Source organism: Actinocrispum sp. NPDC049592 (assembly GCF_040675465.1).
In the GTDB taxonomy this organism is placed as follows: domain Bacteria; phylum Actinomycetota; class Actinomycetes; order Mycobacteriales; family Pseudonocardiaceae; genus Kibdelosporangium.
Map to the genome: position 1 here is coordinate 837,233 of NZ_JBFAPA010000001.1, position 11,603 is coordinate 848,835.

At 67.6% G+C, this 11,603-nt stretch carries 12 protein-coding genes; 3 read left to right on the forward strand and 9 right to left on the reverse strand.

What is annotated here, in order from left to right; genetic code table 11:
* Window positions 1–129 precede the first annotated feature (129 nt).
* Genes AB0J95_RS03975 through AB0J95_RS03985 form a run of 3 tightly spaced genes read left to right on the forward strand, consistent with a single transcriptional unit; the run spans window position 130 to window position 3,411 of the window.
* The gene (locus AB0J95_RS03975; RefSeq protein WP_364751931.1) at window positions 130–1,026 is read left to right on the forward strand and encodes a branched-chain amino acid ABC transporter permease; all 897 of its coding nucleotides are present in this window, start codon (window positions 130–132) and stop codon (window positions 1,024–1,026) included.
* A complete protein-coding gene (locus AB0J95_RS03980) occupies window positions 1,026–2,123 on the forward strand; it encodes a branched-chain amino acid ABC transporter permease (protein WP_364751934.1) in 1,098 nt (365 codons plus the stop codon). Before AB0J95_RS03975 ends, AB0J95_RS03980 begins: the two co-directional genes overlap by 1 nt.
* 19 nt (window positions 2,124–2,142) lie before the next feature.
* Complete coding sequence (locus AB0J95_RS03985; protein ID WP_364751937.1) at window positions 2,143–3,411, forward strand: ABC transporter substrate-binding protein; 1,269 nt, start codon at window positions 2,143–2,145, stop codon at window positions 3,409–3,411.
* On the opposite strand, the gene AB0J95_RS03990 is transcribed toward AB0J95_RS03985, so the two are convergent.
* The 9 genes from AB0J95_RS03990 to AB0J95_RS04030 form a co-directional block, all read right to left on the reverse strand.
* The gene (locus tag AB0J95_RS03990) at window positions 3,408–4,952 is read right to left on the reverse strand and encodes a carboxylesterase family protein (RefSeq protein ID WP_364751940.1); all 1,545 of its coding nucleotides are present in this window, start codon (window positions 4,950–4,952) and stop codon (window positions 3,408–3,410) included. The two genes, AB0J95_RS03985 and AB0J95_RS03990, sit on opposite strands and share 4 nt — an antisense overlap.
* Window positions 4,953–5,003: 51 nt before the next feature.
* The gene (locus AB0J95_RS03995; protein WP_364751943.1) at window positions 5,004–5,660 is read right to left on the reverse strand and encodes a response regulator transcription factor; all 657 of its coding nucleotides are present in this window, start codon (window positions 5,658–5,660) and stop codon (window positions 5,004–5,006) included.
* A complete protein-coding gene (locus AB0J95_RS04000; protein ID WP_364751946.1) occupies window positions 5,660–6,661 on the reverse strand; it encodes a histidine kinase in 1,002 nt (333 codons plus the stop codon). The genes AB0J95_RS03995 and AB0J95_RS04000 overlap by 1 nt, the downstream gene beginning before the upstream one ends.
* A gap of 66 nt (window positions 6,662–6,727) precedes the next feature.
* Window positions 6,728–7,630: a hypothetical protein gene (locus tag AB0J95_RS04005; RefSeq protein ID WP_364751949.1), complete on the reverse strand. Its 903-nt coding sequence runs from the start codon at window positions 7,628–7,630 to the stop codon at window positions 6,728–6,730.
* On the reverse strand, window positions 7,630–8,118 hold the full coding sequence (locus AB0J95_RS04010; protein ID WP_364751952.1) for a SigE family RNA polymerase sigma factor: 489 nt from the start codon (window positions 8,116–8,118) through the stop codon (window positions 7,630–7,632). The genes AB0J95_RS04005 and AB0J95_RS04010 overlap by 1 nt, the downstream gene beginning before the upstream one ends.
* A gap of 58 nt (window positions 8,119–8,176) precedes the next feature.
* On the reverse strand, window positions 8,177–9,061 hold the full coding sequence (locus AB0J95_RS04015) for a DUF4328 domain-containing protein (protein WP_364753462.1): 885 nt from the start codon (window positions 9,059–9,061) through the stop codon (window positions 8,177–8,179).
* A 30-nt stretch (window positions 9,062–9,091) separates the two neighbouring features.
* Window positions 9,092–9,424, reverse strand: coding sequence for a rhodanese-like domain-containing protein (locus AB0J95_RS04020; RefSeq protein WP_364751955.1), 333 nt, complete (start codon window positions 9,422–9,424; stop codon window positions 9,092–9,094).
* A 29-nt stretch (window positions 9,425–9,453) separates the two neighbouring features.
* The gene (locus AB0J95_RS04025; RefSeq protein WP_364751958.1) at window positions 9,454–11,046 is read right to left on the reverse strand and encodes a cation acetate symporter; all 1,593 of its coding nucleotides are present in this window, start codon (window positions 11,044–11,046) and stop codon (window positions 9,454–9,456) included.
* Entirely contained in the window at window positions 11,043–11,384 is a 342-nt protein-coding gene (locus tag AB0J95_RS04030) for a DUF485 domain-containing protein (protein WP_364751961.1), read from the reverse strand. Before AB0J95_RS04030 ends, AB0J95_RS04025 begins: the two co-directional genes overlap by 4 nt.
* Window positions 11,385–11,603 lie beyond the last annotated feature (219 nt).

Consider the following 11,603-nt stretch of genomic DNA (forward strand, 5'->3'; position numbering starts at 1 on the left):
GGGCGGCCCCAAGGTCAGTCTATCGGGGGTAGCAGGGTGGGGCTATGGGGTGGCGCGGGGTGTGGATAACTGTTGGGTGCGAGTGGCGCGCAATGTGGCGGACCGGAGTTGGGAGGGGGTGGCGGTGGGGTGACTGTGTTCTTGCAGAACTGTTTTGCGGGGTTGGCGCTGGGGTCGACTTATGCGTTGGTGGCGTTGGGGTTTGTCGTGATTTTCAAGTCGACTGGGGTTATTAATTTCGCACAGGGTGGGTTGTTGGCGCTGGGCGCTTATTTGGGGTATACGTTCTCGAACAATCTCTTGCTGGGGTTTGGGGTTGCGATTGTCTTGGCTTGTGTTACCGCTGGTGTGGTGGGGGCGGGGTTTGAGCGGATTGTTCTGCGGCGGATGGTGGGGCAGCCTCCGTTCGCGGTGATCATGATCACCATCGGGCTTCTGTTCGTCCTGGAGCCGTTGATCACGGCGGTGTGGGGATTTGACAACAAGCAGGTGCGCAATCCTTGGAACATCCAGACCGTTGAGGTCGGCGGGTTGGTGTTCGGGGTCCGGGACTTGTGGACCATTGGGTTGACGGCGGCGGTGGTGGCCGGGTTCTTCGTGTTCTTCCGGTACTCGTCGCTGGGGTTGGCGATGCGGGTGACGGCGTTCGATCCCGAGGCGGCGTTGGCGCAGGGGATCAGCGCGAAGCGGGTGTACGCGGTGTCGTGGGCGATCGCGGCGGCGTTGGCGGCGTTGGCGGGGATCGCGATGGCGGCGGGGCCGGGAGGGTTGTCGCCGTCGATCGGGTTCATCGCGTTGGCCGCGTTCCCGGCGATGATCGTGGGTGGGATGGACTCGCCCGCGGGAGCTGTTCTCGGCGGGTTGGTCATCGGGCTGGCCGAGGCGCTCACGCGTGGGTACCAGGACCAGTTGTTCTCGTGGGCCGGGGACAACGTGAGTGTGATCGTTCCCTATCTGCTGATGATCGTGATCCTGTTGATCCGGCCCTACGGGCTGCTCGGGACCAAAGACGTGAGGCGGGTCTGATGGGGAAGGCGCATCGCAACCTGGTCCGCGACTACAAGCAGGACCTCAGGCTTTTCGGGTCGCCGATGGCCAAAGCCGGGCTCGCGCTCATGCTGGGCGTGCTCTTGCTCCTCCCGATGGTGATCCAGGACGACTTCTGGTTGTCGGTCCTCATTTACGTCGGAATTACCGCGGTCGGGGCGATCGGGCTCAACCTGCTCACCGGCTACTGTGGACAGATCTCGCTCGGGCACGCGTTCTTCATCGGCGCGGGTGCCTACATCACCGGCTGGTTCGGCGGGAAACTCGGGCTTCCGCTCGTGCTCTGGCTGCCGTTGGCCGCGATCACCGGCGGTCTGCTCGGCGCGGTGGTGGGACCGTTCGCGCTGCGGCTGCGAGGTCACTACCTGGCGATCGTCACGCTCGGCCTGGTGTTCATCGGCGAACACATCTGGCGCAACTTCAAGGGCCTGACCGGCGGGAACTCCGGGACGTCGATCAACGCGGACCTCAGCCTCGGCCCCCTGGACCTCAACCGGGTCGAGCTCGCGGGCGAGGTGTACTCGCGCAACCAGGGCTACTTCTGGCTGGTGTGGGCGCTGGTCGCGGTGATCGCGTTGCTGGTCAAGAACCTGGTGCGGACGCGGCCCGGGAGGGCGCTGCAGGCCGTGCGGGACCGCGACCAGGCGGCCGAGGTGATCGGCGTCCGGGCGGGGCGGTACAAGATCGGCGCATTCGTGGTGTCCAGCGCGATCGCGTCCGTCGCGGGCGCACTTTTCGGTGCGTACCAGCAGTTCGTGAGTCCGGATGAGTGGAACCTGTTGCTGTCCATCCAGTACATCGCGATCGTCATCGTCGGTGGGCTCGGGACGGTGTTCGGCTCCATTCTGGGCGCGGTGTTCGTCGGGGCGTTGCCCGCCTTGATCGACCGGTTCGGCGATGCCATCCCTGGGGTCCAGACGAGTGTCGGAGGTGAGGGTTTCATCAGCGTGTTCGCCCTGAACCAAGCGATTTTCGGGGTGCTCATCGTGATCTTCCTGGTGTTCGAGCCGAGGGGGCTCGCCGGGATCTGGCTGCGGATCAAGGCCTACTTCAAGTCCTGGCCGTTCTCGTACTGAGACTCAAGGAGGAGTTGCCATGCGAGGCATGATCACACTGGCGGTGGCCGCCGCGCTGCTGGTCGCAGCATGCGGCGGCGCGGGCGACAAGAGTGGCGGTGCGAGCGGTGGCACCGCGGGGGCCCCGCAGAGCACGGCGGGGTTCGACGGCACGACGATCAAGCTCGGTGTGCTGAGTCCGTTGTCCGGCCCGGTGGCGGTGATCGGGCTGCCGCTGACCGCGGGCAACAAGATCTGGTTCGACGCGCTCAACGCCAAGGGCGGCGTCGCGGGCAAGTACAAGGTCGAGCTGGTCCAGGAGGACACCCAGTACAAGCCGGACGTGACCGTCCAGCAGTACAACAAGATCAAGGGCAACGTGGTCGCGTTCACCCAGGTGCTGGGCACCGCGCCGACCCTCGCGGTGCTGCCCCAGCTCAAGACCGACAAGGTGCTGGCCGCGCCCGCGTCGCTGGACGCGTTCTGGGTGCGTGAGCCGAACCTGCTGCCGGTCGGCGCGCCCTACCAGATCCAGGTCATCAACTCGATCGACTACTACCTGACCGAGGGCGGCGGCACGAAGGACTCCAAGATCTGCAACATGATCCAGGACGACGTGTACGGCGAGGCCGGGCTGGCGGGCCTCACCTTCGCCGCCCAGAAGTACGGTTTCTCGATCGCCACCACCCAGCGGTACAAGACCGGCACGGAGAACTTCGCCGGCCAGATCCAGGCGCTGGCCGGGGCCGGCTGCCAGATGGTGTTCCTCACCGCGACGCCCAGTGACGCGGGCAAGATCTGGGGCACGGCCGCGCAGGCCCGGTTCGCACCGAAGTGGTACGCCCAGTCCCCCGCCTACGCGGCCGCGCTTGCCAAGTCGCCGCTCACCCCGTACCTGCAGCAGACCACGTTGATCGTGGCCGAGGGCACGGAGTGGGGCGACGAGAAGGTGCCCGGGATGAAGGGCATGGTCGACGGGATGGCCAAGTTCGGGCCGGGCCAGCAGCCCGACTACTACCTGGCGTTCGGCTACAACCAGGGCCGCGCGATGACCGCCGTGCTGGAGAAGGCCGTCCAGCTGGGCAACCTGTCCCGCGACGGCATCCTCGAGGCGTCCAAGCAGCTCGGCACGGTGTCGTTCGAGGGCCTCAGCGGGGACTACCAGTACGGCCCCGCCGAGACCCGCAACCCGCCACGGGTCAACACGTTGTTCGCGGTCGACCCGTCGAAACCGTTCGGCCTCAAGTCGGTGAAGGTGAACTTCACCTCCGATGCGGCCAAGTCCTTCGAGTTCCAGAAGGCGGGCTAGAAGTTCAACGCCAGGGACGGGAAGTCGTACCCGTCCCAGGCCGCTCGCTCGGCATCCCTTGGTGCCGAGGCGATCCGGCTTGGGGTGTCCCAGATCCGGGTGATCCGGCTGGTCGTGCTGTACCGCGGCCAGCCCGGATCGCCGGACCGGGCGAACGACGTCCACGAACACACCATCTGCCGGGACAACTGCCGCACCGGACCGGACACCGCGCCACCGGGGATGCCGGTGAAACTCAGTGATCCGAACACGAACGGCAGCTCAGCGGTGTGGATCGCACCCAGCCCGCCAGCTGGCGACCAGTCGAACTGATACAGATACGTTCGCGCCCAACGGCTCTGCTCGGCGGCGATCCGGGTCGCGGGAACCCGCATGGCCTGGTCGTTCAGCATGGCCAACGCGATGTCCGACTCGCTCTGCCCGGGCCGTCCGGCTCGATACGTGCGGATCATCTGCTCGCGCCGAGCAGCCAGCTGCGCTGGGAACAGCGCGTTGTACTGCTCTTGGGTGAAGTTCAGCAACGAAGGGTCGAGCTGGGCGAAGAATTGCATCTCGTCACGGTTGGTCCCGATCAGCACGTCGATCCCGCGTGCGCCCCCGGCTCGGATCCGGTCGATGAGCGGTGCCTTGATCAGCGTCCCGTCGATCGCAGGTCCAAAGTAGACGGCTCCGCCCACGGCACCTGGACCGATCAGCTTCTCCTGCAAGCCAAGCAGGTCCGACGGGCTCATTGCCTTCAACGTGGAGACACTGAGTCCCTTGAGACGAGCCGCGAAACTGGCTTGGAGCTGCGGAGAATGGATCATGTAGCCGCTGCCGCTCTCCAGGATGACCCGGCGGAACAGGCGTTGCGGGTTGTCGGTCGCCAGGATCGCGCTCAGCGAGAACGCGCCCTCGGACTGGCCCATCGCGGTGACATTGCGCGGATCCCCGCCGAAGTCCGCGATGTGCTGTTGCACCCACTCCAGTGCCGCGATCTGGTCGCGCACCCCGTTGTTCCCCGAACCCGCGTAGGCCGGATCCAACCCGCCAAGTTCACCCCAGCCCAGTAGTCCCAACCGGTAGTTCAACGTGACCACGACAGCGTCGCCTGTGTCGGCTAGTTGAGTGCCTGCGTACCGAGGTTCGTTGCCCGTGCCGAACCGGGCCGCACCGCCGTGCGAGAACACGATCACCGGGTGCTTTCCGGGTGTGCGCGGTGCCCAGATGTTCAGCCGCAGGCAGTCCTCGTCGGTGTAGATCGGCTTGTCGTCCGGGTATTCCTCGGTCATGGTGTCTCGGAACTGCGGGCACACCTTGGTGTTGTCGGTGGCCGTCAACGTCCCCCACGGCCGGACCGGTTGGGGTGGACGGAACCTGAGGTCACCGACGGGAGCCGCCGCGTACGGGACTCCACTGTAGACACAAAGACTCTTTGTCGACTTACCGACTACTCGACCTAACGATGTCGTTGTCGCACAACCCCGGTCGGCAGGGGCCGCGCTGACCGCAGTCGGTGCAACCACTAGCCCGGCCGCGACGAGAAGACCCAGAAGTTTCATGCATCCAGCCTGCTGGCCCAACCGGCGAACCGGATCGCCGACAAGAGTGAGTCACGACTGGCCCGCGATGACCAGACCGGACTCGTAGGCGAAAACGACCGCCTGGGCCCGATCCCGCAGCCCTAGCTTGCTGAGCAGGTTGCTCACATGCGTTTTCACGGTGTGCTCGCTGAGCTGCAGCGCTGCCGCGATCTCCGCATTGGACAGTCCGCGGGCCAGCTGCCGCAACGTCTCCCGCTCCCGATCGGTCAGCTCGTTGAGACGCGCGGCCAACGCGGGCACGGCATGCCCGCGCCGACTGAGGTCCGCGATCAGCCGCCGGGTGACGCTCGGCGCAAGCAAAGCGTCGCCCGCGGCAATCAACCGGACCGCGTTGACCAGGTCGTCCCGGCGAATGTCCTTGAGCAGGAACCCACTCGCGCCATGGGACAAAGCTGCGTACACGTATTCGTCCACATCGAACATGGTCAGCACGATGACCTTCGCGGCCGTCTCGCGGCAGATCCGCTGGGTGGCCTGGACGCCGTCCATCCCGGGCATCCGGATGTCCATCAACACGATGTCCGGCGCCAGCTCCACCGACAGCCGGACCGCCTCGAAGCCATCAGCCGCCTCGCCCACGACGGCCATATCCGGTTGAGCGGCCAGGATCATCGCGAACCCGCCGCGGAACAGGTCCTGGTCGTCGACCACGAGAACGCGCAGCATCAGATCGGCAGGCTCGCGTGCACGGCGAACCCGGCCCCGCCCGGCCCGGGCCCGGTCCGCAACGTCCCGCCACACGCGGCGACCCGTTCCCGCATGCCCAGCAGGCCGAACCCACCGGACTGGCCGTTCGGCCCGCGCCCGTCGTCGACCACGTCCACCCCCAGACTCCGTTCCCGCCACTGCAACCGGACCCACACGTGTGAGGCCGACGCGTGCCGCACGACGTTCGTCAACGACTCCTGCACGACCCGGTAGACCGCAGTGTCCACTTCGGACGATACCGGCCGGGGCCGGCCGACGACCTCCAACTCGGCCCCTTTGGTCGTCGACACCAGCGAAGCCACCGATTCCACGCCGGGTGAACGCAAAGCCGCCACCGCTGAACGCAGTTGCGCGATCGCGCCCCGGCCGGTGTCCGCGATGGCCTCGAAAGCCGCCTCCGCCCGCGCGGGATCGCTGCGGACCACGAGCGGACCGGCCTCGGCCTGAACCACCATCATCCCGACCGAGTGCGTGATGATGTCGTGCATGTCCCGCGCGATCCGGATGCGTTCCCGCTCGGCGGCCGCGGCCCGTTCCTCCCGCACTGCCGCCGCCCGTGCTCGCGTGTTCGTCCCCAACGCGAAGGCAGCCGCGTAGACGACGCCGAGGTACCGATAGGTGTCCAGGCTGCCGTCCCCGGGCAGAACCACCGAAATGGTCACCCCGGCGACCGTCACCACAACGCACACGACTCGCCACAATGCCGACAACTCCGCGGCGATGACGTAGATCGCTAGCAATGGCCCGGCAGGCACTAACGGCGCCGTGTACACAGCGGCGAGCACCGTAGTCGCCACACCGACAACCAGACCCACGGCCAACGGCTTCCGCCACGTCCACACTGCAGGAGCCGACGCCAGCACGGCCAACCCCACAGCACCCCATGACGACGTCAGCGCAACGGGCACCACGGTCACAACTACAACGACAGCGGCCACCAGCAGCTCACGAACACGCACGCCCGTCAGTATGGATCGAGCGACGCCCACAAGGCCTCGCTCGCGCGACCCAAGCGGGCCTCGTCCTCACGACCCAGCCACGCCGATGCCCACCGCGGCAAGCTGCTGTTCGGTGAGCGGCAGCGTGCCACGGCCCTTGCCGATCCGTTCCCACATCGAGGGCTGTTTGGGGTCGGGCCGGACGTCCACGCTGCCGTCGCTCCACTGGCTGATGCTGTACAGCCGCCCGTCGGGGCGATAGATGACCAAGGTCTGCGTCAGGGTCTGGTACGGCTCCATCGCCCGGTACGGGTAGATCTGCAGGACGGTGCCGTCCTGCAGCAGGGTTCGCTGGGGCGGGCGGCAGTTGCCTTCCGCGTAGGCCTGGCGGTTGGCCTGCGTGAGCGGTGTGTCGGTGAAGCTGCCCGCCCGGATCCACAGGCTGCCCACGCCCGCCGGGTCGCGGATGTCCACTCGCAGCCCGTAGGACCGGCTGGCCTTCGGCGGCATGTCCGGGGTGAGCACCCCGATCGACGACTTCGGCGCGGCCGCCCGCAGTTTCGCCACCACCTGCTCGCCGAACGCCGCGGGCACCTTGGCCTCGGGGAAGTCCAGCCAGCCGCCGGTGTCGCTGTCGCACAACGGGATCGCCACCTGCGGGAAGCCCGGTGGCGGCGGGGCCGTGCTCGCCGGGGTCCAGGTGCCGTACGGCACGTGCTCGGGCAGGTTCGCCTGTGGCCACACCCCGGCCGTCGTGGTCGCCACGCCGGTCGGCTCCGCGGGCTGGTTGAGCCGGGTGTCCTTGCCGCCCAACGTCATCGCGAGCACCCCGACCCCGGCGACGACCGCGAGGGACACGGCCGCCGAACCGGTCTGGCGGAGCCTGCGGCGGCGCAGGCCACGGCGCATGATGTCGGACAACGAGGTCTGGACGGCGGGCGCGGGGGCGTCCAGTTCCGCGCGCAGTTTCTCCGGCAGCTGCTGCTCCATCACACCCCACCTACGTTCAAATAAGCCGCCCGCAGGGTGGCCAGACCTCGAGCCATCTGGCTCTTCACTGTTCCTGGTGCGCAGCGCATGGCCTCTGCCACCTGTTCGACCGACATGTCCTGGACGATCCGCAGAACGAGCACTGCCCGTTGCCGTGGTGGCAGCTGCTGCATGGCGGCGATGAGGGGTTGCCGGTCGTCGTACGCCTGGTCATGGTGCAGCGGCGTATCCGGTGGCTCAGCCACCAAGTGTTCGCGTTTGCGCTGGCGGCGACGGCCGTCGAGGAACAGCCGGATCACAGTCGTGCGCAGGTAGGCCTCCGGGTTCTGGTGCACGACCCGCGGCCAGTGCGAGTACAGGCGGACAAAACCGTTCTGCGCCAGCTCCTCGGCTTCGCTCCAGTTCGCGCACAGCGCGTAGGCCATGCGTCTGGTCCTGTCGAAGCGCGCGGCGAAGAACTCGGCGAACTCGTCGTCGTAGCGTGCCACCCGGCCCCCATGTGTCTGCGGTCGCGCTATGAACGCCGTTCCCGCCGACCGGGTTGCATCAGCGCGCCGACCCCCACGAGCGGGTCGCGCGCAGCTCCGGTTCGGGTGCGTCGGTGACCTTGATGACCCGCATCAGCCGGATCGCGCTGAGGTCGATCGGGGCCAGCAACCGCACCAGCCGTCGCACGAGGAGCACGGTCAACACGGCAAGGGCCGCGGCGAGACCATCGGTCACGATGGCGAACAGCACGCCGTCGGCCTGGGCCTGCACACCGCCGCGGAACCGCCAGATGACAGACAGCGCGGTGAACACGCCGTCGGCGATCCACAGCCCCCACCACCACTTGAGCAGCTTGCTCGGCTTCGGCCGGACACCCTCACCACCGCGCTGGGCCGCGTGCTCCAGTTCAGCCAGTACGGACCCGGCCACGGCCAAGTTCACCCCGGGAATGAGCAGGCCGAGGAAGAACTGCTTGTCGGTCCGGGCGGGCTTGTAGCCGGCGACCTCAGTCGCGGCCAGGCGGGCCACATACAGCCACCACACGGTCAACGCGACTGCTATGACACCTACAGCCAGCGCCAGGCTGGCCCCGGTGTACACGAACGTGTCGGACACCGACACAACGCCGCTGCTCAATGCGCCATACCGGCTCTGCAGCAGCAGCACGTACCGCCAGATCTCGGAAAGCCCGGCCACCGCGGACACGCCCGCCAGCAGCCACAGCATGGCCGACGTGTGCTTGGCCAGCACGCGGACGCGTTCGACCGCGGGCGGGCCTTCGACCGCCGTACCCGGGACCGACCGCGGCCAGCGCCAGGCCAGGCTGGGGAACCCCCACCGCGGCGGCGTCGGGTACGCGGGCGGGCCTGAGTACGGGCGCGGCCGGGGGGTCGCACCACCGCGCTGGTACGCACCGGGCGGCGGAGTCGCCACCCAGCGCATCCTCGGCGGGCGGTGCGGCCGGAACGCCACCTAGATGACCTCGGGCTCGGCGTCGCCGTCGCTGACCATCGGCTTGCCCTGGGCGGCCCAGGACTGCATGCCACCGTCGATGTTCACCGCGTCCCAGCCGTTGCCGTTGAGGTACTGGGTGACCCTGGCGGACCGGCCACCACTACGGCACACCACGTAGACGTCCTTGTCCGACGGCAGCTCCTCGAGCCGCCCGGCCAGCTCGCTCATCGGGATGTGCAGCGCCTCGGGGGCGTGCCCGGCCTGCCACTCGTCGAGCTCACGCACGTCGAGCAGGGTCACGCCGGCCGGGATCTCGGCCACGCCCACAGAGGGCACGTTCTGCGGATTCACGCCGACGATGCTGCCACGTGCCGCATGAGTTAGTGGTGAACCGCCTGCTCAGCACCGGCACCGGTGAGCGCGCGCACCTCCATCTCGGCGTACTTGGCGTCGTTGCGCTCCTTGGACAGGATCGTGCCCAGCCAGCCGAGGATGAACGAGACCGGGATGGACACCAGGCCCGGGTTGGCCAGCGGGAACCAGTCGAACTTGGCACTCGGGAACATCGCGGTCGCCGAGCCGGACACGGCGGGCGAGAACACGATCAGCACGATGCAGACCGCGAGTCCGCCGTAGATGCTCCACAGCGCGCCGGAGGTGTTGAACCGCTTCCAGAACAGCGAGTACAGGATGGTCGGCAGGTTCGCCGACGCGGCCACCGCGAACGCCAGGGCGACCAGGAACGCCACGTTCTGCCCGTTGGCCACGATCCCGCCGACGATCGCGATGGCGCCGATGACCAGTGCGGTGATCCGGGCGACCCGGACCTCCTGCGCCTTGTCGTCGACCTCGCCCTTCTTGATGATGTTGGCGTAGATGTCGTGCGCGAACGAGGCCGACGCGGTGATCGTCAGGCCCGCGACCACGGCCAGGATCGTCGCGAACGCCACCGCCGCGATCAGCCCGAGCAGCACCGGCCCGCCGAGCGCCTGGGCCAGCAGCGGCGCGGCCGAGTTGCCCTTGCCGGGCGCCGCGTTGATCGCCTTCGGGCCGACCAGCGCACCCGCGCCATAGCCCAGGACCAGGGTGAACAGGTAGAAGATGCCGATCAGCCAGATCGCCCACACCACGGACTTGCGGGCCTCCTTGGCGGTCGGCACGGTGTAGAAGCGCATCAGGATGTGCGGCAGGCCCGCGGTGCCCAGCACCAGGGCCAGCGCGAGCGAGACGAAGTCGAGCTGGCTGATGCCGGTCTTGCCGTACTGCTTGCCCGGCTCCAGCACGGACCCGCTCTTGGCCGCGTCACCCAGCAGCGAGGACAGGTTCAGGCCGTACTTGCCGAGCACCCAGATGGTGATCGCGGCGGCGCCGACCAGCAGCAGGGTGGCCTTGATGATCTGCACCCAGGTGGTGCCCTTCATGCCGCCGACCAGCACATAGACGATCATGATCACGCCTACGACGGCGATCACGGCGCCCTGCCCGACCGAGCCGTTGATGCCCAGCAGCAGGGCGACCAGGCCGCCCGCGCCGGCCATCTGGGCCAGCAGGTAGAACACGCTGACGATCAGCGTGGAGGTGGCCGCGGCGGCGCGGACCGGACGCTGCCGCATCCGGAACGCGAGGACGTCGCCCATCGTGTACTTGCCGGTGTTGCGCAGCAGTTCGGCGACGAGCAGCAGGGCCACCAGCCAGGCGACCAGGAACCCGATCGAGTAAAGGAAGCCGTCGTAGCCGTTCAACGCGATCAGTCCGGCGATTCCGAGGAACGAGGCCGCGGACAGATAGTCACCGGAGATCGCGATCCCGTTCTGCGCCCCGGTGAATGCGCGGCCGGCCGCGTAATAGTCGGCGGCGGTGCGCTGGTTTCGCGACGCGCGGAACACGACCACCAAAGTGATCACCACGAATGCCGCGAAGATCGAGATGTTCAGCGCCGGGCTGGACCCGGACACGCCCTGAGCGAGGGTCATTTGTCCATCCCCTCGATCTCTTCGCGGATCTCCTCGGCTTTGGGGTCGAGCCGTCGGCCGGCATACCGCACGTACAGCCCGGTGATCACGAATGTGGAGACGAACTGCAGCACGCCCATGATCAGCGCCACGTTGATGTTGCCGATGACCTTGGTGGACATGAACCCGTGCGCGTAGTCCGCGAGCAGCACGTACACGAGGTACCAGACCAGGAAGACCGCGGTCATCGGGAAGACGAACCGGCGCAGCCGGTGCCGCAGGTCGGCGAACTCGGGACTGTTCTGGACTTCCGTCCACTTGCTCGATTCATCGGCTTGGGTGCGTTCGCTGCTGCTCACTTGACCCTCCCGCTCGGCAGTTCGCTCGGGTCGGACGCTAAGGAGAAAGATGACCGTCCGGTAAGACGCCGATCGGGGACTTCTCGTCAGCCGGTCCGGCGATGCGGTGAACGGTCGCCCTTGTCCGGCGACGGGCGTTCAGACTCTTTTCAAGATCGCTATCCCACGAAAGGAGGAATGCCGGTTACCCCGTTCGGGGACCGGCAAACTTTCCGCAAG

Coding starts and splice junctions, on each gene's coding strand:
- AB0J95_RS03980 (WP_364751934.1), top strand. CDS start 1,026: ATGGGGAAGGCGCATCGCAACCTGGTCCGCGACTACAAGCAGGACCTC.
- AB0J95_RS03985 (WP_364751937.1), top strand. CDS start 2,143: ATGCGAGGCATGATCACACTGGCGGTGGCCGCCGCGCTGCTGGTCGCA.
- AB0J95_RS03990 (WP_364751940.1), bottom strand. CDS start 4,952: ATGAAACTTCTGGGTCTTCTCGTCGCGGCCGGGCTAGTGGTTGCACCG.
- AB0J95_RS03995 (WP_364751943.1), bottom strand. CDS start 5,660: ATGCTGCGCGTTCTCGTGGTCGACGACCAGGACCTGTTCCGCGGCGGG.
- AB0J95_RS04005 (WP_364751949.1), bottom strand. CDS start 7,630: ATGGAGCAGCAGCTGCCGGAGAAACTGCGCGCGGAACTGGACGCCCCC.
- AB0J95_RS04015 (WP_364753462.1), bottom strand. CDS start 9,061: ATGCGCTGGGTGGCGACTCCGCCGCCCGGTGCGTACCAGCGCGGTGGT.
- AB0J95_RS04025 (WP_364751958.1), bottom strand. CDS start 11,046: ATGACCCTCGCTCAGGGCGTGTCCGGGTCCAGCCCGGCGCTGAACATC.